The organism is Methanothermobacter thermautotrophicus str. Delta H (assembly GCF_000008645.1).
In the GTDB taxonomy this organism is placed as follows: Archaea; Methanobacteriota; Methanobacteria; order Methanobacteriales; family Methanothermobacteraceae; genus Methanothermobacter; species Methanothermobacter thermautotrophicus.
Genome location: NC_000916.1, coordinates 1659389 through 1681720, shown reverse-complemented (window position 1 = coordinate 1681720; position 22332 = coordinate 1659389). Strand labels below are relative to the sequence as shown.

Annotated in this window: 27 protein-coding genes; 12 read left to right on the top strand and 15 right to left on the bottom strand. The window is 47.8% G+C overall.

Translation table 11 applies throughout. The annotated features are described in order from the left end of the window. Positions 1 to 49 precede the first annotated feature (49 nt). Positions 50 to 904, bottom strand: a complete 855-nt coding sequence (locus MTH_RS08835; protein ID WP_010877445.1) for a helix-turn-helix transcriptional regulator — start codon at positions 902 to 904, stop codon at positions 50 to 52. A gap of 77 nt (positions 905 to 981) precedes the next feature. Between MTH_RS08835 and MTH_RS08830 the strand changes: the two genes are divergently transcribed. Further along, entirely contained in the window at positions 982 to 1740 is a 759-nt protein-coding gene (locus MTH_RS08830; RefSeq protein ID WP_048061154.1) for a TatD family hydrolase, read from the top strand. An 18-nt stretch (positions 1741 to 1758) separates the two neighbouring features. Here the strand turns inward: MTH_RS08830 and MTH_RS08825 are convergent, their stop codons facing one another. From MTH_RS08825 to MTH_RS08805, 5 genes are all read right to left on the bottom strand, one after another. Beyond that, positions 1759 to 2592, bottom strand: a complete 834-nt coding sequence (locus MTH_RS08825; protein ID WP_048061153.1) for a carbohydrate kinase family protein — start codon at positions 2590 to 2592, stop codon at positions 1759 to 1761. 23 nt (positions 2593 to 2615) lie between these two features. Further along, positions 2616 to 3395, bottom strand: a complete 780-nt coding sequence (locus MTH_RS08820) for a septum site-determining protein MinD (RefSeq protein ID WP_010877442.1) — start codon at positions 3393 to 3395, stop codon at positions 2616 to 2618. Positions 3396 to 3553: 158 nt separating this feature from the next. Next, the gene (locus MTH_RS08815) at positions 3554 to 4654 is read right to left on the bottom strand and encodes a DUF2226 domain-containing protein (RefSeq protein WP_048061152.1); all 1101 of its coding nucleotides are present in this window, start codon (positions 4652 to 4654) and stop codon (positions 3554 to 3556) included. 8 nt (positions 4655 to 4662) lie between these two features. After that, on the bottom strand, positions 4663 to 5022 hold the full coding sequence (gene sepF, locus MTH_RS08810) for a cell division protein SepF (protein WP_010877440.1): 360 nt from the start codon (positions 5020 to 5022) through the stop codon (positions 4663 to 4665). Beyond that, complete coding sequence (locus MTH_RS08805; protein WP_010877439.1) at positions 5023 to 6075, bottom strand: DUF1611 domain-containing protein; 1053 nt, start codon at positions 6073 to 6075, stop codon at positions 5023 to 5025. A gap of 128 nt (positions 6076 to 6203) precedes the next feature. On the opposite strand from MTH_RS08805, the gene MTH_RS08800 reads away from it, so the two are divergent. The 3 genes from MTH_RS08800 to MTH_RS08790 are packed head-to-tail and all read left to right on the top strand — an operon-like array spanning position 6204 to position 8168. Continuing rightward, positions 6204 to 6551, top strand: coding sequence for a roadblock/LC7 domain-containing protein (locus MTH_RS08800; protein WP_010877438.1), 348 nt, complete (start codon positions 6204 to 6206; stop codon positions 6549 to 6551). 28 nt (positions 6552 to 6579) lie between these two features. After that, positions 6580 to 7545, top strand: coding sequence for a 3H domain-containing protein (locus MTH_RS08795; protein WP_010877437.1), 966 nt, complete (start codon positions 6580 to 6582; stop codon positions 7543 to 7545). A 32-nt stretch (positions 7546 to 7577) separates the two neighbouring features. Beyond that, positions 7578 to 8168, top strand: a complete 591-nt coding sequence (locus MTH_RS08790) for a ZPR1 zinc finger domain-containing protein (protein WP_010877436.1) — start codon at positions 7578 to 7580, stop codon at positions 8166 to 8168. On the opposite strand, the gene MTH_RS08785 is transcribed toward MTH_RS08790, so the two are convergent. Further along, positions 8165 to 8557: a hypothetical protein gene (locus tag MTH_RS08785; RefSeq protein WP_048061151.1), complete on the bottom strand. Its 393-nt coding sequence runs from the start codon at positions 8555 to 8557 to the stop codon at positions 8165 to 8167. The two genes, MTH_RS08790 and MTH_RS08785, sit on opposite strands and share 4 nt — an antisense overlap. 139 nt (positions 8558 to 8696) lie before the next feature. After that, positions 8697 to 9536, bottom strand: coding sequence for a carboxylating nicotinate-nucleotide diphosphorylase (nadC, locus tag MTH_RS08780; RefSeq protein ID WP_010877434.1), 840 nt, complete (start codon positions 9534 to 9536; stop codon positions 8697 to 8699). Between the two features lie 95 nt (positions 9537 to 9631). On the opposite strand from nadC, the gene rnz reads away from it, so the two are divergent. The 5 genes from rnz (at position 9632) to nadA (ending at position 14066) form a co-directional block, all read left to right on the top strand. Continuing rightward, positions 9632 to 10552 carry a ribonuclease Z gene (gene rnz, locus MTH_RS08775; RefSeq protein WP_048061333.1) on the top strand — a complete coding sequence of 307 codons (921 nt, stop codon included), beginning with the start codon at positions 9632 to 9634 and terminating at the stop codon, positions 10550 to 10552. Then, a complete protein-coding gene (locus MTH_RS08770) occupies positions 10530 to 11276 on the top strand; it encodes a mechanosensitive ion channel family protein (RefSeq protein WP_010877432.1) in 747 nt (248 codons plus the stop codon). Before rnz ends, MTH_RS08770 begins: the two co-directional genes overlap by 23 nt. After that, positions 11277 to 11876 carry a class E sortase gene (locus MTH_RS08765; RefSeq protein ID WP_010877431.1) on the top strand — a complete coding sequence of 200 codons (600 nt, stop codon included), beginning with the start codon at positions 11277 to 11279 and terminating at the stop codon, positions 11874 to 11876. A 30-nt stretch (positions 11877 to 11906) separates the two neighbouring features. After that, a complete protein-coding gene (locus MTH_RS08760) occupies positions 11907 to 12986 on the top strand; it encodes a roadblock/LC7 domain-containing protein (RefSeq protein ID WP_010877430.1) in 1080 nt (359 codons plus the stop codon). 165 nt (positions 12987 to 13151) lie between these two features. Then, on the top strand, positions 13152 to 14066 hold the full coding sequence (gene nadA, locus MTH_RS08755) for a quinolinate synthase (RefSeq protein WP_010877429.1): 915 nt from the start codon (positions 13152 to 13154) through the stop codon (positions 14064 to 14066). A 3-nt stretch (positions 14067 to 14069) separates the two neighbouring features. Here nadA and MTH_RS08750 read toward each other — a convergent pair whose 3' ends face one another. Beyond that, the gene (locus MTH_RS08750) at positions 14070 to 15173 is read right to left on the bottom strand and encodes a DUF362 domain-containing protein (RefSeq protein ID WP_010877428.1); all 1104 of its coding nucleotides are present in this window, start codon (positions 15171 to 15173) and stop codon (positions 14070 to 14072) included. A 159-nt stretch (positions 15174 to 15332) separates the two neighbouring features. On the opposite strand from MTH_RS08750, the gene MTH_RS08745 reads away from it, so the two are divergent. Both MTH_RS08745 and MTH_RS08740 read left to right on the top strand, forming a co-directional pair. After that, positions 15333 to 17357 (top strand): right-handed parallel beta-helix repeat-containing protein, encoded by a 2025-nt coding sequence (locus tag MTH_RS08745; RefSeq protein ID WP_010877427.1) that lies wholly within the window; start codon positions 15333 to 15335, stop codon positions 17355 to 17357. A gap of 171 nt (positions 17358 to 17528) precedes the next feature. Then, positions 17529 to 17933, top strand: a complete 405-nt coding sequence (locus tag MTH_RS08740; RefSeq protein WP_048061150.1) for a ferritin-like domain-containing protein — start codon at positions 17529 to 17531, stop codon at positions 17931 to 17933. 48 nt (positions 17934 to 17981) lie between these two features. Here MTH_RS08740 and MTH_RS08735 read toward each other — a convergent pair whose 3' ends face one another. The 5 genes from MTH_RS08735 to MTH_RS08715 all read right to left on the bottom strand — a co-directional run bounded on the left by MTH_RS08735 (position 17982) and on the right by MTH_RS08715 (position 20344). Further along, positions 17982 to 18425, bottom strand: coding sequence for an HIT family protein (locus tag MTH_RS08735; RefSeq protein ID WP_048061149.1), 444 nt, complete (start codon positions 18423 to 18425; stop codon positions 17982 to 17984). Further along, positions 18412 to 18723 (bottom strand): hypothetical protein, encoded by a 312-nt coding sequence (locus tag MTH_RS08730; protein WP_010877424.1) that lies wholly within the window; start codon positions 18721 to 18723, stop codon positions 18412 to 18414. The genes MTH_RS08735 and MTH_RS08730 overlap by 14 nt, the downstream gene beginning before the upstream one ends. 35 nt (positions 18724 to 18758) lie before the next feature. Beyond that, positions 18759 to 19037, bottom strand: a complete 279-nt coding sequence (locus MTH_RS08725; RefSeq protein WP_048061147.1) for a DUF5750 family protein — start codon at positions 19035 to 19037, stop codon at positions 18759 to 18761. A 97-nt stretch (positions 19038 to 19134) separates the two neighbouring features. Then, positions 19135 to 20091 (bottom strand): alpha/beta fold hydrolase, encoded by a 957-nt coding sequence (locus MTH_RS08720; protein WP_048061332.1) that lies wholly within the window; start codon positions 20089 to 20091, stop codon positions 19135 to 19137. 22 nt (positions 20092 to 20113) lie between these two features. Beyond that, complete coding sequence (locus MTH_RS08715) at positions 20114 to 20344, bottom strand: ferredoxin (protein ID WP_010877421.1); 231 nt, start codon at positions 20342 to 20344, stop codon at positions 20114 to 20116. A gap of 149 nt (positions 20345 to 20493) precedes the next feature. Between MTH_RS08715 and MTH_RS08710 the strand changes: the two genes are divergently transcribed. After that, entirely contained in the window at positions 20494 to 20844 is a 351-nt protein-coding gene (locus tag MTH_RS08710; RefSeq protein ID WP_143485797.1) for a hypothetical protein, read from the top strand. A gap of 31 nt (positions 20845 to 20875) precedes the next feature. Here the strand turns inward: MTH_RS08710 and MTH_RS08705 are convergent, their stop codons facing one another. After that, entirely contained in the window at positions 20876 to 22273 is a 1398-nt protein-coding gene (locus tag MTH_RS08705; RefSeq protein WP_048061146.1) for a M48 family metallopeptidase, read from the bottom strand. Between the last annotated feature and the right edge of the window lie 59 nt (positions 22274 to 22332).

The following is a 22332-nucleotide window of genomic DNA, read 5'->3' as shown; positions in this document are numbered from 1 at the left end:
TCACGTGGTGATAACAGTTTAAATTTCATTCCGGTTCCCTCCAGATCAGCTAGTTCCCTGTTGAAAGCATTATCTTCGTAAGGTTCCTGAGTCCAAGCTTTTCTGATCTTTCACGGTAGTGCTCATAAAGCCGGAGGCCCCACTCAATGGCCCTGGCATCGGTGCTCATGATATCCCTGTTCTGGTCATAAAACCCGTTCCTATCAAAGAGGCCCAGTGACAGGAACTTATCGGTTACTGTGAAGGCAACCCTCAGATCACCTTCAAAACGTCTTACCCTCAGGTTTCTGTTTTTAATGGATGTCCTTAAAAGACTGAAGCTTGCATTTAAAACCATTTCCCTTATAACACCGTCACTCAGAACGAGTTCGATGGGTACACCCTCCTCAAGGAACCCCTCATATATATCGATGAGGTCCCTGTGGGATATGGGTGAAACACCGTATATCTCACTGGAGCCCCCTATAAGTTCCCTGTATGTGTTATGGGGCCTGTATATATCTGCAGGTGATGCCACTATGAGTTCTGAATTGATGAGCCAGTCAATATCCTCAAGGAGTTCCTGAGGGATCCCGCTTATATCATGGTCAAGCCATATATCCTCAAGGCCATTTATAACCCTCACAGAATCAAACAGCTTCAGTGCAGAGAGTCCCATGAGTTTCATCTCAGGGGTGAGGCTGTAACGGTCCCCCCTCAACCTGACTGAACCCTCATCCATAAGCAGCCTTAGGTTACTGTAGAGTGCTGGCAGGCTGACCCTAACATCCCCCCTTATCTCATCAAAGGTTTTCGGTGATTCCAGAAGAGAAGCTATTATCCGGAACCTTGCCGCTGATTTAAGGATGAACTGAAGGTCATCATAAAGATATTCATATACATCAGTGAGTATCTCGCCATGCATGCATACACCACTCCTCTCACTACACTTATATCCTTCAGGGTTAAATATTTTGATAGAATGAAAAGGGAGGAGTTGAACTGATAGACAGTCATATACATGCAGACACTAGACCCATCGAGGATTTTGAGTTGATGGCTGTGAGTGGTGTTGAAGAAGCCATCGCATGTGCCCATGACCCTCTTGAGGCCCTATCAGCAGATGTAATCCTTGCACACCTGAGGAGAGTTCTCATGGTTGAGCCGGGGAGGGCCTCACGTAAAGGCCTCAGACTGCACCTGGCACTGGGGATGCACCCGAGGGCCATACCCCCTGATCATGGGAGGGTCCTTGAAGAACTTCCAGCTCTCCTTAAGGATTCATCTGTTGTTGCTGTGGGTGAAATAGGCCTTGACTCGGGGTCAGAAATTGAAAAAGAGGTCTTCATAGAGCAGATGCAGATGGCAGATGAGCTGGGATTCCCTGTAATTGTGCACACCCCGCGCACCAGAAAGGCCGAGATAACCCCACTGATAGTAGATCTTGTTGGAGAGAACATTGATGAGAGGAGGGCCGTGATTGAGCATGTTAACATGGATGTGCTCCCTCATCTGATTGAAACTGAATGTATCCTTGGCCTCACCGTGCAGCCGGAGAAGCTCACTCCTGCTGAAGCAGTAGAAATTCTCAGGGAATACGGGACCGAAAGATTTGTCATAAACAGTGACATGAGCTCTGCACCATCAGATCCCCTTTCTGTTCCAAGGACAGTTCACCGGATGAGGATGGAGGGCTTCGGGAGAAGAGAGATAAGGAGGGTGTCCCGGGATAACATCAGAGACCTCATCAAAATTAACTAATCCGAAACTCAAAAGACATTAAAAAGCCCCAAACCTTGAAATCACCTTAAGGGCTGCCCTGTGACCTCCCCTGAGACATTCTAATGGCTCATATCCCCTGAGCCATTCTGACATGAAACCCGCTGCAAAGGCATCGCCTGCACCGGTTGTGTCGATGGCTCCAGCATCCTCAACCTTCATCTCCAGGGAATGGTCAGCTGAGAAGAAGGACGCGCCCCCTGGTCCATGGGTTACAACAACATAATCAACACCGACACCCAGTAACCTGGAAATCCCTGATTTACGGGACCCCGTGAGAATCTCAAGTTCATCATCATTCAGAAAGAGGACCTCCGTTTTCCTGAGTACCGGTTCAAGGACATCGAGGCCATAGCCTGCCAGAAGGCGGCCTGGACTGAAGTAAACCTCCCTGATTTCAGCAACCCTCTGTGCAACTTCAACGTAGCAGCCGCTAAGATGAACAGCATCTGCAGCCCTGATACACCGCCCCTCAGGTGTTCCGATCTCAAGTTCTGCATTGGCCCCCATATATGAATATATTGACCTTCTGCCTGAGCCATCAACTGATATGAAGGCCATGCCTGTAGGTTTTTCAACCACAGAAAGACACCCTGTGGATACACCCTCTGATTCCAGTCTGGATCTTATTATTTCCCCATACATGTCTCCGCCGGTGGCAGCCACGATGTCTGAACTGAAACCAAGGGCTGAGATCCAGACAGCGAAGTTGAGGGCGGAACCCCCTGGAAGGATGTGGATATCATCTATGTACATCTCAGAGTCAGGTTCAACAAACTCCTGCACCCTGAAGATAAAGTCCATGTTACAGGTCCCGACACTGACAACACGCATCAAAATAAATCACCGGGGGGTGATCATCTCCGCCCCATTAAACCGCTTATGAGTTTCGCAATAACTCCCTGCTTGTCAGGCTCAATTGGCTGGTATTCCTCGCCAATGAGGTCTGCTGCAAGCTCCATGAGGGCGTTACTTGCCGGTGACTTTGGATTCTTAATGACTATCGGCTCGCCAAAGGCGGCTGCACGGCTTACCTCGGGGTCGTCCGGTATAACTGCAATTACAGGGACCTCGAGTATTGTTTCAACCTCCTCAACACTCAGGAAGGTTTTATCGTACTGTTCACGGTTTATAACAACACCTATTATGTTTATATCCAGTTTACTTGCAACAATCTTTGTCTTGAGGGCATCGCTTATTGAGGGCACCTCAGGTGTTGTGACAAGCAGAAGTTCATCCGCAGCTGCAAGGGCTGCGACAGCGTCCTTTTCAAGCCCTGCAGGGGCGTCTATGAGAAGTATGTCAGTATCCTCTATAAGGTAGGCCAGGGCATCCTCCAGACGGTCCAGCTTAACATTCCTCAGACCCTCAAGGGATATACCTGCCGGGACGACCCTAACACCGTTTGGTCCCTCATAAACAGCATCCTCGATTGAAGCATTACCCGCAAGGACATCATGCAGTGTAACGGATTTTCCCTCCATCCCAAGGATTAATTCAAGGTTTGCCATTGCTATATCAGCGTCAAGTACGACAACCCTTTCACCGTAGGTTGAGAGCGCAACACCCAGGTTTGCAGTGATGGTTGTCTTCCCCACACCTCCCTTACCGGATGCAACTGTAATCACTCTTGTCATTCCAATACCTCCAGATAATAATCAGTCATTCCGATATAAATATTGTTACACACGTCGCCTTTTTAATTACCCTACTTTAAAGACATGTAAGTCCGGTATAAAAATATTGTTAGTTCTGGACAGGATATCCGATCCGGGCAACAGTTGACCTTATCTGATCAGCGTATCTCAATACTCACCTCAAAGTTATCCACAATCTCAGGGAAATCCCTGAAGGTCTTCCTGAGCTCCATCTCGACGATGTCCATTATGTGGAACTTGAGTTTGTCCTCCTCCTTGGAGTCCCCCATTATCCTAGAGAACAGTCCCTTACCCTCATGTTCAACCATTATCTTTATCTTCCCACTGAGGTCATAGGCATTGTCAAGGAATACTATGACCTCAGCACCCTTTATTTTGGGTATTCCAAGTATTGACATCTTTATCTTATTCATCAGGGTGAGTTCAACCCTCTCAGGGTCTATATCTGTAATTGCACCCCCTTTGTATGTCTCAAGAACCCTTTCAACCTCTTCTTCACCGATATCCTTGAGACCATATTTTTTCATGAGTTCATCCCTGCTGAGGGGTTTCCGGGTCTCTTCAGACTCATCTTCAGATTCCTGGACGGTGACCTCAGTGGAAGAGACTTCAGAAGCCTGTGGAACTTCAGTATATTCTGTTACCGCTGCTTCCTCCTGAGAGGTCTCCTCAGAACTATCATCTGTTAATTCAGATGTTCCTTCATCACCCTCAACCGCCACATCCATACCTGAAGTCACTCCCTGATCAGCCTCGCCAGAAACATCTCCTGTTGAATCAGGAGCCGCTTCACTGACCTTAACATCTTCCTCATTTTCAGTTACAGGTTCCCGGGGAGTTACTGGCTGCCTGTAGCTTGCCTCCTTGGGGTTGAAGTAGGACTCCTCCTCAACCTCGGGCATTTCAGTTATCTCAGCCGCAGTCTCCTCGATTCTATAGATCTTGTTTATATCCATGAGATAGTCCAGCTGTGACCTTTTAAGATCAAACAGTTCTATTAGGGTGTCTGTTTTATCAGCCACCTCCATTATCCTATCAAGAGCTTCCCCCTTCATGAAACGTCCGTAGGATGCTGCGACATGTGATCCGTCCCTGAAAAGGATGTAACCCTCATCCGATGCATGCGTAACCCTTATGAAGCCGTTGTATTCATCCCTGGCGAGTCTTTCAAGAAGTTCCGTGAAGTCTATTTCATCACCGTAGGATATCTTTGATGGTTTGGTGATTGGAAGCTCCATTACGTTCACTACCCCTTCCTGATGAGTTTGATTTCCCTTGGAGTTATTATAACAACATTCTTCTCCTTATTGCAGATCAGTATAGCCTCAGCTCCGTGGTTCTCCCTCAGATCCTTTATGCGTTCACCGACGGCTGTGAAGTCTTCAGGATTATCCCTCTGAATTTCGGTTAAGTCAAGTATAACCGGATTTTTCTCCTCGATAACCTGGGAAAGTGCGTCCTCCACATCCCCCAGGGATCCTGCCCTGAGTAGGATTATCTCATAGAATGAATGTTCCGGCACTATTATCGTCTCTGTCTCCTCGGATTCCCTTACTTCCTCGTCCAGTCCGACACTTTTTTTCAGCATTTCCAGAATGTCCCTCAACTAAATCTCCCCTATGTATTCCATGATGACGTCCATCAATCTTGATGCCCCCCCATTTTTAACATCGACAACAGGAAGCCCGAAACGTTTTTCATATTCCTCCATTATTGATCTGTCACTAATGTTTCTTAAATTTAAGGAAATGCCTATAACCTTAGTTGGCTCGAGTGCCTCTATGGCCCTTATCTCCTCTTTTATTCCTCGAGGTTTTCTGTAGGGATGGTTTGGTCTGTGACAGAGCACTGTGGCATCTGGCATTGAACCTATGAGTATCGAAGCTGATAAGCCCCTGGGATGGGGGTTACCCCTTTCAGTCAGACTGGACTGCCCCTCTATGAATATGATGTCAGGGTTCTTTTCCTCCTCAAGGTACTTGACTGACCCCATGATGGCCGCTGCAACATCCATCACCGAAAGACTGCCTGCACGGAAGTTTATGTCCACTGGCTGTTCCAGACCCATTTCATCGGTTGATATCACGCCAACCTCAAGGCCCCTCTCAATGGCCTCCTTTCCCAGCAGCCTTGTGGTTGTACGCTTACCGCACTCCTGTGAGGTTCCACCAACAAATACAAGCGGTGCCTTATGCCTGTAATTTATCTTGGGGAGCATCTCGGTGCAGCGTGAAGGGGCTACTCCAAATATCCTCCGGATGTTATCGAGCCTGGGGCTTATCTCCTTTATGGTCACATTCATCCTTTCAGCGAATTTAATGAGTGAAGTGTTCTCTGATAGGGGGAGTGATCTGAAGGAGGTGACAACGTTTTTGCCCTCATTTATTGCCTGGACAGCGTACTTGAGGGCTGTGCCCTCGGCACCTATGGGGAGCATGATGGCAACGCTACGGGCGTCTGTCTCCTTTATAAGGTCAAGAAGGCTTGATGACACCTTAAACCCGCAAAATTCAGTTCCATGTTTCCTGGGGTCGTCATCCACAAATCCTACCGCCTCAACACCCGCAAAGTTTGCGAATTTTTCTCCGCCGCCGCCACAGCCTATTACTATGAATGGATTCAGCTCCCTGAGTTCCTCCACAGAAGATAATGTGTGCAAATAATCACTCCTTTAATACTTGCTGGAATCAAATAGAAACTGTTAATTAGTTAGTCATACCCATTTAATTAATAAATGCTTAAAGCCTATATATTTTAGGTGGAATACTCTGTTTATGGAGGCATAGTATGATAGCAAGAATACTTAAAGATTTAGGTAGGATCAATGGGGTAAACGGTTCCCTTGTTGTTGGTAAGGATGGTCTGGTAATTGAGAGTGAGGTGCCATCTGATATCGATGGGGAACTGGTTGCTGCAATGGCTTCAGCAGTGTTCGGTACCGCCGAGAGGTCAGCTGAGGAGATAAAGCACGAGCCCCTTGAACAGGTCATGATTGAGGGTACCAGGGGTAAAACTCTCATGATAGATGCAGGGGAGGGAATACTTGTACTCATAACTGATGTTGATATAAATCTGGGACTTATACGTATAGAGATGAGGAGAAGCGCTGAACGCGTGAAGGACCTCCTGACATAATTTTTATTTTAGTTTTGGGGAGTATAAATTGAGAAAGCCCTACGTTATACTCATTGGAAGTGCCTCAGGTATAGGGAAGTCCACGGTGGCATCTGAACTTGCAAGGGAACTGAGCATAAAGCACCTCATAGAAACAGATTTTATAAGGGAGATAGTCAGGGGTATCATCGGGCCAGATTATGCGCCTACACTTCACAGATCATCCTTTGATGCCTACACAGCACTCAGGGACAAGGAGCTCTTTCAGGGAAATAGTATTGAGTCACTGATATGCGCTGGCTTTGAGGACCATGCCTCTTTCGTAATTCCCGCCATTGAGAAGGTCATAGAAAGGGCTGTTACAGATTCTGATGACGTTGTTATAGAGGGCGTCCACCTCCTCCCCGGACTCATAAACACGGAAAAGTTCAGCGAAAACGCTTCAATTCATTTTTTTGTTCTGGCGGCCGAGGAGAATGTTCATAAGGAACGCTTCGTCAAGAGGGCCATGGAGATTAAGAGAGGTGGTAAACACCTTGAATACTTCCGGGAGAACCGCGTAATCCATGATTACCTTGTCAGGAATGCAAGGGAACATGGTGTCCCGGTTATCAACAATGATGATATAAACTGTACAATCAGGAGGATGCTCTCCTTCATAAGGGAGAACTGCACCGAGGTGACCCTCCAGCACCCGGTTGAACGGCTGGGTGATGTGATTGACATAATAATAAAGAGACATGGTGGCAGGATTGTTGATGTCTCCTACCCGATACCCGGGTTCTCGCAGCCCCTCAAACGTGAAGTGAACGTATATGATCCAGCTGAAGCTGAAAGATTTGTTAAAAGATTAAATGAGAGTCCCAAGAGGAAAAGAGATCTTGAAAGGCTCTACACACTCTCGAATAATGTTCACAGCCACAGAATATGTGCTCCAGATCCCGAAACTCTTCAGGAAATACTCAGGGAACTGGAAGAGAGTGGACTGGTCTACCATGATGAGGATGGGGACTGAAAGTAAATCCAGTAACATCAAGGGGTGACAGTGTGAATCAGCAGGATATGAAAATTGACTGTCCGGTCTGCGGTGGAGAACGGTGCATGACTGCAGTAACAAGGGTTGAAAAGATTCCCTACTTTGGAGAGATAATGGAGTCAGTACTAATCTGTGAAAGGTGCAACTACAGGAGCACCGACATCATATGCCTCGAACAGAAGGAACCCTCAAGGTACATCATCGAGGCAGGGGCGGATACACTCAACGCAAGGGTCGTTAAGTCACAATCAGCAACCATAAGGATACCTGAACTTGGACTCAAGGTCGAGCCAGGTCCCAGGTCAGCGGGTTACATCTCCAACATAGAGGGCGTTGTTGAAAGATTTGAAGCCGCGCTTAAAACCGCCCTGAACCTGTTTGAGGATGATGAATCAAAGAAAAAGGCCTCAAAGATTCTGGAAATGCTCCATGAAGTTCGTGAAGGTGTCAGAAAAGTTACAGTGATAATAGAGGACCCCTTCGGCCAGAGCTTTGTGGGTCACCCCCGGGCCCTGAAGGAAAAACTTTCAGAGGATGAAATAAGGTCTCTGAAAACGGGATTCCTTGTTTTTGAATCAGAAGGGAATGATGATGAGGATTAATCCTCATCCACGTCCCTGAGTTTAAGTGTGCGCTGGATATCCATGGCCATGGAATCACAGTCCGCCTTTATTGCCTCAAGGTGGGCCAGGAGGCGTTCCTTCTCCTGGTTGATCCTTTCAATGTTCTTGTAGGGATATATGCACTCCTTAAGCATTTCATATTCCACTGTTGCATAGGGGTACTGGTTCAGCTGGGTGCAGACCTTTTCAAGGATCTCACCGAGGAACTTGTTCATCTCAACCTTGACTCTCTCACGTATCATCTTATCACTGTCAAGGTGCTGTTTCATCAGTCTGACAACCTCTGCCTTTGCAAAGGGTAATTCTTCAGTTTCCTCTTCAGTTTCAGTGACATCAGCATTATTATTCTGAAACTCTTCATTTTCCATAATTTCAACCTCCATGGGACTATATCTATGTCAAGGTATATAAATGTATTCCATATAATTGAAGAAACCATCAATTATAATGTTAAGTGGAAGGTATCCCATTAAGTAGATTGAGGGTTCCAATCACCAGAATTAAAACTCATTTTAGTCCCCTTATTTCAAGGCTGAGGTCAACTGGATGAGCTGAAGCTGTTATGAAACCCATGGATATCACTTCAACGCCGGTAGAAGCATAAAGTTCAATATTATCCGGTTTGATGCCCCCTGATGCCTCCACTATGACATTATCCCGGAGCCCGCGCCTTTCAAGTTCCTCCAGGGTATTTCGGATTGTCTCAGGTGACATGTTATCAAGGAGTACTATATCAGCTCCGGCCTCAGCCGCCCGGACTGCATCATCAGGACTCTCAACCTCAACCTCAACCTTCTTTGTGAAACTCACATGATCCCTCACACGCCTCACCGCATCCTCAATGTTGCCCACAATGGCGATGTGATTGTCCTTGATCATTGCACAGTCATCAAGCCTGAAGCGGTGGGTGTCGCCACCACCGATCCTAACAGCCTGTTTCTCAAACCACTGAAGACCTGGAGTGGTTTTCCTTGTGGCCGCTATCCTTATGCCCTCATTTACCGCCCTCGCCCTCTGAAGCATGCTCCTTGTCAGGGTTGCTATACCGCTCATCTTCATCATGAGGTTCAGCATGGTCCTCTCAACCATAAGGATATCCATGGCATCCCCCTCAAGGGTTAAGACCCGTTCACCGCCGCTTAAGGGGTCACCATCATCCTTCCATCTGATGATGGATATGGAGAACTCCCGGGCCATCATCTCGGCAACCTCAACACCTGCAACAACTCCCTCTTCCCTGGAAACGATATCCGCCACAACCCTGGTTCCCCTGTCAATGAGTGCCTCGGTTGTTATATCCTCAAATCCCACATCGGCCCTGATCATCTCCCTGATAATATCCATCATAAAGATCCCCTAAATTAATATAAATGGAAGAATTATAAATCTTATGTCCAGAAGGGAGATCTGCAAAAGAAGAGCATTTATGAAAGAGTGATATGATGGAAGTGACATTCCTTGGCACATCATCAGCGGTCCCATCGAAAAACAGGAACCACACCTCCATAGCCCTCCGCATACCCGGTGAAATATTTCTCTTTGACTGCGGTGAGGGAACCCAGAGGCAGATGGCCCTTGCAGGGATCAGTCCCATGAAGGTTACAAGGATATTCATAACACACCTCCACGGGGACCACATACTCGGAATACCCGGGATGATACAGTCCATGGGTTTCAGGGGTCGTGAAGAACCACTGGATATCTATGGCCCCCCAGGGATCCATGAGCTGCATGAGTGCATAATGAAGATGGGCTACTTCACCCTCGACTTCGATATCAACGTCCATGAGGTGAGGGGCGGCACAGTTGTTGAAGAGGATGACTACCGTGTCACCTCAGCCCCTGCCTCCCACTCAGTATTCAACCTCGCATACTGCTTCGAGGAGAAGAAGAGGCCCCGGTTCCTCAGAGAAAAGGCCATTGCACTGGGGCTCAAGCCGGGCCCGGCCTTCGGGAAACTGCACAGAGGCATACCTGTAAGGGTCGGTGACAGAATCATAATGCCTGAGGAGGTTCTTGGAAGCCCCAGGAAGGGTGTGAAGGTATGTTACTCAGGGGACACCCGCCCCTGTGAATCTGTTATAAAACTGGCAGAGGGTGCGGAACTCCTTATACACGAATCAACACTGGAGGCGGGTAGTGAGGACAAGGCCGCTGAAAGCGGGCACTCCACCGCCAGGGAAGCTGCAGAGGTTGCCAGATCCGCAGGGGTGAAGAGACTGATCCTCACACACCTCAGCACACGGTACAAGCGCACCGAGGTTATTCTGGAAGCTGCCCGCCAGGTATTCCCAGTGACTGATGTTGCTGATGACCTTATGACAGTGGAGGTGAAGGCTTATGACTCCTCTCCTGACAGTTGAGACCATTCTAATAATAATTGTAACTGTGATGGTAGCCGTCCTCCTTGTTAAGTGGACGTCCTACTTCCTGAGGAAATCCGCCAGAAAATGGGAACTGGACCTCACACTCATACAGGTCATCAATGACATAATAAAGTACAGTGTTTATTTCATCGCAGCAAGCATAGTCCTCAGGGAACTCGGCATTGACATAACTGCAATAACCGTTAGCCTGGGAATAGCAGGTGTTTCAGTGGGTTTTGCATCAAGGGACATCATATCCAACTTCATATCCGGGATGTTCATCCTTGCAGATAAAAGTTTCCGGGTGGGTGACACCATCGAAGTTGCCGGCCAGCGGGGCAGGGTCAGGAAGGTTGGATTCAGAACAACGACGATAGAAACTCCAGAGGCCGGAATGGTGACGGTTCCAAACTCCACCTTCTCAAAAACAGCCTACGTAAATTACACTGCTGAAGACCGGAGGAGGGTTGAACTGAGGGTCAACCTTGACTATGACATGGACCTGGAGAAATTTGAATCCGATGTGAAGGACGTCCTCATGAGGGTTCCCGGGATACTGAAGGACCCTGAACCCGGACTGATCATACTGGAATTCACTGATACAGGCATCAGCGCCAAGGTAACTGCCTGGATTCCTGACCCTGACAGGGTGACAAAATACAGGTCCGTCATTGCCGGCCATGTGAAAAAAATCCTGAGGAAATACAGAGAAGGGTCATAAATGAAGAAAACAGGACTCTACGCACCCCTAATATGCCTTTTTTTCATCATGCTAAGTTCAGGTATCATAATAAAGGGATTCGAGGACTACAAGGCCCTTGAAAGATCAAGGGCTCACCTTGAGAATTACAGGAATGCTCCCAGGGAGCTATTTGACCCTGTACCCAGCAGCAGCGCCGGCTCCAGTGGCCCTGTCATTGGAAGGCTCATCATACCCAGTATAGGGGTGAAGTGCTGGATAAGGGAGGACACCGTAAATGCCTATGAATCAGTATACCACTATCCTGAAAGCGTTATGCCAGGATCTGGTGGGGAGTGCGGAATCCTCGGACACAGGACAACCTACTCAGGACCCTTCAGGAAGATCGGAGCGCTGAGGAAGGGTGACAGGGTAATCATAGAGGATGCATCATCCTCCATACGCTACATATACACCGTGACATCCAATGGTGATGATATAAGGTGGGACTACAGAACAAACCCTGTGAGGTTTTCCCAGAGCGGGGATGCAAGGCTGATGCTCATAACATGTTATCCCCCCGGCCAGAAGAAGGCTGCGTGGATAACACACTGCAAACTTTTAAAGAAGGAGAACATCTAAAACGGGGGTTTTAGAATAATTGAAGAGATAGTGGGCGAAATCCTGGAAATTGATGGTGTCGAGGGGGTTATCATAACCGAAAGCTCAGGCCGGATCATCTACGGTGCCGGATCATTCAGCAGGGACCTGGGATCAATGGCCCAGGTCATGGCTGATGCCTCGGGTAAACTCATAAACCTGGCAGGGCAGGGGGAATACAGGTCCGCCGTGATGGAGTTCCCTGGCGGGAAGATGGTGCTCCTGAACGACAGCCACCAGCTACTTGTACTGGCTGACAGGAGATCCAATCTCGGGAGGATTATTCTCCTTGCAAGGAAGACCATGAGGAGGCTATCAGAACCTGATATGGCCAGTGAACTGGCTTCCCTGAAGACGGCCATTGCCCCTGATAGGGATGAAGCTACAGTTACAGGACCAGAATACACTGATGTTAGAGGAAAGTCCGAAATCAGCGAGGTTAAGGACTCAAATGTATCTGAAACGCTTTTGATAGAATCTGATGTTCCTGCAGATTCCACTGAATCTGAGGTCATGGATGATGAAGCTGGAATGGCCGCCAGGGCCCCTGCAGGTGATTCAGTGCCTGATGAGGGTGACCGTGAACCCATGGAATCACCAGGAATACCTGAGGTCAAACCTCCACTCTCACTACCTGAACTGAGGCCCCTTGAGGTCCCCGGCGACCCTGAGGGGCGGATTGAAACCGCCCTCACCATCTACGAGCACGTACTCCTTGCAATGTCAATCGGGGCCAGCAAGATAATGGGGGTTGCCCCGGCTGGTGGGATGCTCAGAAAGTCCCTCCCATACATTGAATGCCCTGAAACACTCAGAGACGTGAAAGTCCTTGGAAGCGCATCCCTCGACTTCAGAAGGCTGAGAGAGAATATTGAAGGCTCAGGTCACAGCATCGAGAAGATTAAGGAAGACTTCGAGAGGATAATAACATCCATAACAGAAAATTATGGTCGCGTTATGGGGTACGATGCATTCAGGGGGATGATACGACCAGAGTTCAGCAGGATCCACAGGGCCTACAGAGCTGCCATGGATGAACTTGGAATAACCGGGACAATTCACCCAGAGCTGAGGAAGATCTGGGAGGAATGATTCCGGTCACAGAACCAAGAAAAACCTTTATAAAACATGGGAATGCCGACTGAAACTCACCTAGACCCAAAGGTCTCCATGGAAACCTTTATAAAAGATTAAATCCTATTAATAAATGCATTGATTCTTAATTTTTACTCATGATAACTCTCAGTAGGGACGCTTATGTTAAATCAGCTGCAAAGGGACATTCTAAGGTTAAAGAAGGAAAAAAATGCAATTATACTCGCACACAATTACCAGAGCAGAGAGATACAGGAGATTGCAGATTTTAAAGGGGATTCTCTTGAGCTCTGCATTGAGGCATCAAGGATAGAGGGAAAGGACATTGTCGTCTTCTGTGGAGTGGACTTCATGGCCGAGACAGCCTACATACTGAATCCTGATAAGAAGATCCTGATACCTGACAGGGGTGCTGAGTGTCCCATGGCACACATGCTCAGTGCAGAGGATGTGAGAATGGCTAGGAAGAGGTATCCTGATGCCGCCGTTGTTCTCTACGTTAACACCCTCGCAGAGGCGAAGGCCGAGGCTGATATCCTGTGCACATCAGCAAATGCCGTCAGGGTTGTTGAAAGCCTTGATGAAGACCTGGTTCTCTTTGGACCCGACAGGAACCTGGCATGGTACGTCCAGGAGCATACAGACAAAACCATAATACCCATCCCAGAGGAGGGGCACTGCTACGTCCACAAGATGTTCACGGCCGGCGATGTGATGGCTGCAAAGGAGAAGTATCCTGAAGCTGAGCTCCTCATACACCCCGAATGTGACCCCGAGGTCCAGGAACTTGCAGACCACATTCTGAGCACCGGAGGAATGCTCCGCAGGGTCCTTGAATCGGACGCTGAGAGTTTCATAATCGGGACAGAGGTTGACATGACGACCCGCATCAGCCTTGAATCAGACAAGAAGACCATACCCCTCCTTGAAGAGGCCATATGTGAGAACATGAAACTCCATACCCTAGAGAAGGTTAAAAATTCCCTGATAAACGAGGAATTTGTTGTTACAGTCCCTGATGAAATCGCCAGGAGGGCCAGGAGGGCTGTTGAAAGGATGATCAGGGTATCAGAATAATGATCATACCCTCACAAGATGGTACTTTCGTGATCCAAGGCCGATCTCCTCGGCATAAACCAGCTGGTACCCTGAATCAACCTCACTCCAGACACCCCTGAACTTATCAGCCCCCTCCTCAAAATTCTTCTCAAGGATGGACCCCCTGAAGCCCACCTGCTGGTTCACAAGATCATAACTTGCAGCATCTATTGCAACAGGATCATTGGAGGCCAGTATCCCTATATCCGGTACGATTGGATAATCACTCCAGGGCACGCAATCACAGTCAGGTGTTATGTTCGTAAGGAAATTGAAGTATGCAACCTTACCCTCCTTACCTTTAATGGCACCAAGTGAATATTCCATCATCCTCTCAATGAATGCTGGCACATCATCCTCCCAGTTAAGATCATAAACCTCATTTGGACAGCTGTCCATACAGTTCATACAGGCTATGCACTCATCATATTCTATCTTAACGCCATCTTCAGTGAGAGTGATGGCCTCCACAGGACAGTCCTCCACACAGACACCGCAAAGGTTACAATCCCCTGTTATAACCGGTTTTGCGCACTCATGCTGTTCCAGTTTCCCATGGAGTGTTGCGCATCCCATTGCAAGGTTTTTAAGGGCCCCTCCAAAACCACTCATCCCGTGACCCTTAAAATGGGACACCACAACCATCCCTGAGGAGTCATGGATGTCACCCGCTATCTTCACAGTATCAAAATGCTTCTGATTCACCTCCACGAGCCTCTCATTCCCCCCATGGAGTCCGTCCGCGATTATAAGAGGAGCACCGACAACCGCATAGTCAAAACCGTTCAGTACTGCGGTAACAAGGTGATCAACTGAATTATGCCTGGAACCATAATACAGTGTATTTGTATCGGTCAGAAAAACCTTCCCGGCGCTATCCTTGACCTTATCGACAATATGCCTTAAAATCACTGGACTTACAAAGGAATCATTCCCCCTTTCCCCAAAGTGGACCTTCACAGCCACCACATCATCCTCTGAGAAAAGATTGGCACATACCCTCTCAAAGAGTTTCCCTATCTTACTCCCCTTATTCTCATCAGCAGACCTCGCCCTCAGGTCTGCAAAGTAAACCTTAGATGCCACAGAACATTCCTCCTGTAAAAGATATCCTCAGAACAGAATATATAATCACCGCTACTGCCCCCCCCCTGAAGATCCTCTCAGAACACTTCAAAGAAAGAGAGACAGTATACAGTGCAAAGCATTAAATGTAACCCATTGACATAATTTTATACAGAGAAGGTGGAGAATTTGAAGAAAACCTGTTCTAAATTTTATAGAGGTCTTTTTCTGGTTGCTATTTGTCTTTTCTGTGCAGGTAATGCATCGGCAACCCAGTGGGATGTGGGGTCAGGTCAGATCTACACCTCGATCCAGGCAGCAATTGATAATTCCAGTACCCTGGAGGGTGACGTTATCAATGTACACGGTGGAACCTATCATGAGGATGTTACCGTGAACAAGAAACTCATAATACAGGCTAATAACGGCGATGATGTGGAAATAAACCCTGCTAACACAGCATTCACCCTGGTAAACGATGGGACCGGTGATGGCAGCGGAAGCACAATAAGGGGGTTCATAATAAACAGTCCTCCCCATGGTGTCGGGGTTAATATAAGTGCAGATAACTGTAAAATTGAAAATAACAGGATTAATGGTGGTAAAACAGGGATTGCTGTTTCAGGATGCAACACCACAATCTTAAATAACGTTATTTCTGGTCCCTATGAGAATGGTATATTTGCTAACATTTCCCAGGGTTTCTTCACGGTTTCCGGAAACCGCATATTAAACATGAATGGTGAGGGAACCATCTGTGGGGTTACTGTTTCCACCAACGGGACTTTAGACAGTTTTAATCTAAGCGGGAACACCCTGTCAAATATAAGCACTTCTAATGGCGCCGTATTCGGATTCCAGCTTGGAAAAAGCAAGGGTGCCGGTGGAAACCCCGAGCTGGCCAGTGTGGCCAGTTTAGTGGTTACCGGGAACATCATTGACGGTGTAACTGCCTTCAGTGCCATTATGGGAATGGAAATAGTCAGTGACAGCGTTAATGCCATCATATCAGGTAACAGGATCTTAAATTTACAGGGTTCTGCCAACAGTTCTGTCTATGCGCTTGAAGCCGCCATAGTGGGAAATGGAACCGTTGAAATATCCAAAAATATAATATCATCCATAGTGGCGGGGCAACAGGCAGTTGGAATGGTTATCGTTGCCATCGGGGACCTTAAAATGGAAGGTAACCTTGTATCCGGTATCAGCAAAGCCAGTGCATCCGTAGCCATGTTAGGCCTGGGCCTCCTAAACAATGCAACCCTGAAAAATAACATTGCTTCAGATATCACCTCCCCTGGTGTGGCTGCAGGTATTGTGGGTGTTGCCCTGGCACATCTTGAAATGATCCATAACATGGTAAATGGAGTAAATGGAACCCGTGACGTTTCCATGGTGGCTGCAGGCTTTAACACAACAAGGGTCACCGGTAACAACATAGAAGGGGATGGCGCAGGGATAGGTATAGTGATCTGCTCACCTAACGGGACCATAAACTACAACCGTATCGCCAATTATGAATATTATATCCAGAACTTTCTATTTTCCAACTTCGGGCCCAGCATCGATGAAATGCTTAAACCACTTGATGATGCCATTAAAGAGCATCCGGAACTGGAACCCATCCTGAAGCCCATACGGGACGATCTGGACAGACTCTTTCATCAGCTGGAAAACAGTAACACCACCGCCTCCTACAACTGGTATGGTACCAACAGTCCTGATACCGCTAAATTCTTCCCTGGCAATGGAACCCTAAAATACTATCCATGGCTGGTTCTGAAGATCGATGCAAGTCCCTCCACCATAAACACTGGTGGAACCTCAACCATTACCGCCAGTGTCTACCATGATGTGGCTGGCGGTGATCACAGTGCAGATGCCGCCCTCTTCTTCAGCGGCCCACGGGTGACCTTCACAACCAGCCTGGGGAACCTGGGCAGTAAATCTATAACAGTCCCCTGGACCAATGGTATGGCCATTACGGTTTTAAGGGCTGATGAAGGTCCCGGTACTGCCACAGTAACCGCCAGAGACTACCAGCTCGTTCAAACCACTGTAACTATTCGGGGATCTCCAGGTCCTGCTAACAGAACAAACACTACCACCGTTGTGGGGATGGAGAGAACCGGTTCACCGGTAGCAGGGATCATAGTATCCATTCTTCTGGTTCTTGGAGGCTTAACATCCGCCAGAAGACTTTAATCACCTCCCTTTTTTTATAGATTACCTTTTAAAAATTCAAAAAATGAGCTCATAGGACTTCGGAAGACCCCTGATGCTTTACCTGAGTCTTCAGTAGGGATGTCCTTGATAGAGACGCATGGGATAACTGATAAATAACTAAAAAAACCATAAATCATATGGGTGATTCTCGTGGACACAGAAGAAATACTGGAACTCCTCAACATTGATTTCAGGCATGAACTCGAGGCCACCATGATGTACACCTACAATTCCTTTGTCATCGAGGACTGCGATATAAGCCGCCTGACCGAGGCCATTGCAGTCGATGAGATGAGGCACATGTGGTGGCTGGCTGATCTCATAACAAAGAGGGGAGGTAGGCCATCCATGGAGCTTGGTGAAGTGGAGTACGTTGGTGAAGATATAAAGGAGGGCCTTGAGAGGCAGATCGAGAAGGAAACAGAGGGCATTGAAGAGTATGAGAGGCAGATTAAAATAATAGACGATGATGAGGTTGTCGGTGTTTTAAGGCACATTGTTGATGAGGAGAAGAGGCACAGGAAGGAGTTCAGGGAGCGTATAGCTCGACTGTAATCCGGCCCTTTAATTTCCTGAAAGGGTCCCCTCAGACCTTCAGAGCACTCATACCTTTATCCATCTGAGTATCCTCCTACCTATTTCAAGGAAGGTTTCCCTTGATATCCTCTTTGGTGGACGGGGCCTCATGTAACCAAAGAAGGGGTCATCAAAGGTTTCACCGTTGACTGTGACCTCCTCCCTGTACCTTGGTATGAAGTGCCAGTGCAGATGGGGTGGTGGGGTGTTCTGCCGGTAGAATGAGTTGAGGAGGACCCCCCAGTTGAACATGGTTGCCCCGAATTCCTTCTTCACAGCATTCTCAATTTCAGAGATTATGCGAAGCATTTCCTCCCACTCATCCTTCCTGAGGTTCCCAAGGAATTTCTCATTCCTCTTGAGGGCAACAACACATGTGCCAAGGTTGCTCTGGTTGGGTGCCAGGAAAACAATCCAGTGGTCCCTTTCATAGAGATACTCCCCAAAGTCGTATTCCTCAAAGACCACCATATCCCTCCATCTTATCTATAAATAATGAGAGTTCAGCCACTATTGTTTCAACCACCTCATGAACCGTTTCATCCTCCCATGGCTCAGTTATTCTGAAGGAGACAAGAACATCCACTCCCCGGGGACCGGCGAAGAAGGAGTAGTCCCTGAATTTATCTGCAAGTGTATCAATAGCTTTCTCCCTGATTTCATCAGGGATCATAAGTTTAAGTCTGAGTTCCCATCCTTCAGGGGATTTTTTGAGTTCATCAACAGTTACAAGAACCATCCTCCACCTTTCCAGCATGATCCAGTTCATCAGGAGCAGGGCCCCTGAATTCGCTTTTATGCCTATCAGTCCTCAAGGACGCTTGAAAGGAAGACCATCATCTCGATCTCCTCCCTTGCGATGAAGTCCGCCATTTTAACCTTTGACTCCTCAGACCCAAAGGGGAAGTACTCCCTTTCATAGAACACTGTTATGATGAGGTCCCCGTCATCCCTTTCAGTGTCCTCATCCAGCCTCTCAATCAGCTTCTCAGTGAGCTCCTCATCAAGACCCGAGACCCTGTAACGTACATAGTTCAGACCCATATCTTCCCTGAAGCCAAAATCTTCAACCTTAACCTTCAAATAAAACACCACCCATCATTTATGTAGATTGAGATCATCATCAATAAGCCCCACAGAACACCATGCCCACTGATCCTGAGATCAGCTCAGTAGCTCCTCAATCACCACCAATAAAGGACACTATGATCTCATTGTATTTTCCTATCTCATTCACCCCGAGGTGTCCGCACTCTGAATCGAATAGGACAAGTTCTGCTTTCGGTATTAGTTGAGCCATCGGGATTGTATCAAGTTCAGGTGGGAAGTAGCGGTCCTGGTTCACCCCGAATATGAGGGTGCGGGCCCTGATACTCTCCAGTTTCCCGCTGAGGTCATGTTTCATGGCGGCCCTGTTTCTCCAGATAACGTCATAGGGGTCCATGAGGGCCCCCTCAGAACCCATATCCATCATTGAGGACTCCAGTTCAGCATTTTCGAGGCCCTGGTAGTATTCCCTTGAAAGTCCGTGGAGGTACATGAGCATTGAGGCCAGCGAAAGTGCCCTCTCAGGCCTCGTGCCTGCCCTGAATTCCGGGTCCCCCTCGATGAGGTGGTTCATGTAGCTGAAGAGTGCATAGTTTATACCGCGCACCTGCCATGATGTCACAAGGGGTATGAGGAACTCCATTTCATCAGGGTACTCCGCAGCCCACTGAAGGGCCTGGAAACCGCCCATGGATGTGCCTATAACTCCCCTAACCTTTCTTATCCCGAATTTTTCATCTAAGAACTGCCTCTGGAAGTTGACCATGTCGAGGATGGTGTATTCCGGGAAATCCTTTCCCATCGCTGTTGTGGATGGTGATGCTGATCCCGGTGATCCAAGGGAGCTTATAGAGATTACGAAGAAGTTCTCAAGGGCCCCTCCCGGCTCTGTAAGGGCAGCTATCCTCCTGACTGATGAACAGTCCCCGCTCCAGCCATGTATGTATATAACAGCATTATCTATTACTCCCATATCATCAAGGGATGGTTTCCCTGTTGTTCTGTACTCAACGGGAGCCTCCTGGATTTTTTCTCCTGATTCAAACTGGAATTCTTCGATTTTGAAATAGGATGCTGGAATCTCCTCCATCAATTTGCCTCCCGTCTCATTGTTACAGAACCTCCTCTCCATCCCTGTAAAGCTTTATGCACATTACCGGGCAGTTACCTGCAGCCTTTTCACTGCAGGATGGATCCTCAAGTTCAAGTGCCTGGATATCAGAAATTTCAACACCTTTAATGGATGAAATTCCATCATCTGCAAATTCAAATAGATCCGGGCAGCTGTCAATGCAGTTTCCGCATGATATGCACATCGTTCTATCCAGTTCAAGCCTGTACATGATGTCACCCTAAAAACTGAAGTCCAATATTAATATGGGGCTATTGCTAAAAATAGTTGGTGATGGATGGAGCAGCTGATGGTTGTGAGGAGAATGAGCCGCGGTTTGTTGCTAAAAATACCTGATGATGGATCATGCGGGATGATTACATGAGAAGGATTGATGCACTGGAACTTCAGGACAAACTCATAATAATCTACAAGGGTATGCAGCAGCGGAGATCCTTTGAAAAATTTTTCGGGAAGGATAGGTCCATGGAGAACGACTTCCTTGACAGGCTCCTTGAAATGGATGCAGAGGATCTCATCAGGGAGGCCATAGTTGAACTCGAAGATTTAATCGGAAAAAAGGATAGCTACAGCCATGATGAGTGCAGTGACCCCTTTGAATGCATCGTGAACCGTGAATCAGTGGAGTACAAATGCAGGAGGTATGGAATCCCTGGACCTGAGGGGATAAAACTTGAAGACGTTGAATGCATTCTCTCAAGGATAATCTGAAGCCCCCCTCAAGGACGTCCAGTATCCGGGATCAGGAGAACATGTGGAGAATGGCCTCCTTCAGGCCCCTTATAACATCCCCTGCAGATTGAAGAAGTGGGCTCTTAATGTTCCTGTAATCCCGGAGGTTTTCGAGACGGTTTATCCTGAAATATATGGGTGGATGAGGATCCCATGCTGTCCAGCCCGTTATCCTCTGTGATCCCCTTTTCTCCAGGGCAAGTTTCTGGTAACCTATCTTCCTGAGGGCCCTGGCCAGTACCTCAGGTTTACCGAGGGTCATTGCAGATAGCAGGTCGGCCCTGGCCTCAAAGAACTTTGCCACGAAGAATATTACGCCCATTGCAACGATTATGTAGAGTATGGGTGAAATGATAACCACGGGAAGGAGCACTGTGAGCCTCAGTATGAACTCAGCTGAGACTATGCTGAAGAGTATGATCGGGTCCCGTCCAACCAGGTGCCCCATCTCATGTCCTATGACTGCAAGGATCTCATCATCGGTGAGCTGAACAACCAGGCCAGTGGTTACAAGCACCAGCCCCCTCCCTGGACCTGGACCAGTTGCTGCAGCGTTTGCTATCATGGTATTTGCAAGCACCACCTTCGGTACCGGTATCCCAAAGGCTGATGCGGCTCTTTCAACTATTCTGTAGAGGTTCACCGTCCTTGACCTCTCATAAAGGGGATTGCATCTGAATCCATGCCTCTCCAGGACACTCCGGGCGTCATCACAGGTGGGGGGCCTTTTATTTGCAAGTGAAGCATCATAGATCTCCCTTTTTATCCTGACAACCGCATCTTCTCCCATTGTCTTTATAAAGAACCTGAATTCATCCTCTGGAAGCTGGAACTGGACTATGTGTACGCTGGGATTATCCTTTGTGAGAACCCACTCCCCCATCCTCGCGTATATCCTGTCAGAGAGGAGGATTATTCCAAGCTGCATGAGGAGAATTGCGATAACAGCATAGAAGCCAAGGATTACGAAGAGGATTATGTTCACCCCGAAGAACAGTACATAGACAAGGAGCATGCTGCTTCCGAATATCCCCCTGGACGCCATTCCCCTCCTCGTGGGGGGTTTTTCAGGGATTATATCCTCCCCCTCCACCCAGGCAAAGTATATTGTGTGCTGCCGGAGGACATCCTCAAAGACCTGGATGGATGTGAATATATCCGCGTATATTGAGTGGGCCCATTCCTCAAGATTCCGGGGGTAATCCAGGATCAGTTTAAAGTCCCCGCCTCCAATAAGCTCCCCGTATATCACCCCATCCTTCCTTAAAGCCCTGAAAGCTATTTTGAGGGCCTCTTTTCTGATGTCAGTGAATTCTCCGGGGATGAGGTAGTAACGGTAGATGAAATCAAGTAGCTCCCCGTAATATGCAGGCGATATCTCGGTTCCTATGAAAAACTCCTTTATCATGGACACACAACTTTCTCCAGCTCACAGTTCGTAAGGTAGACATAAAATCTCTCAGACAG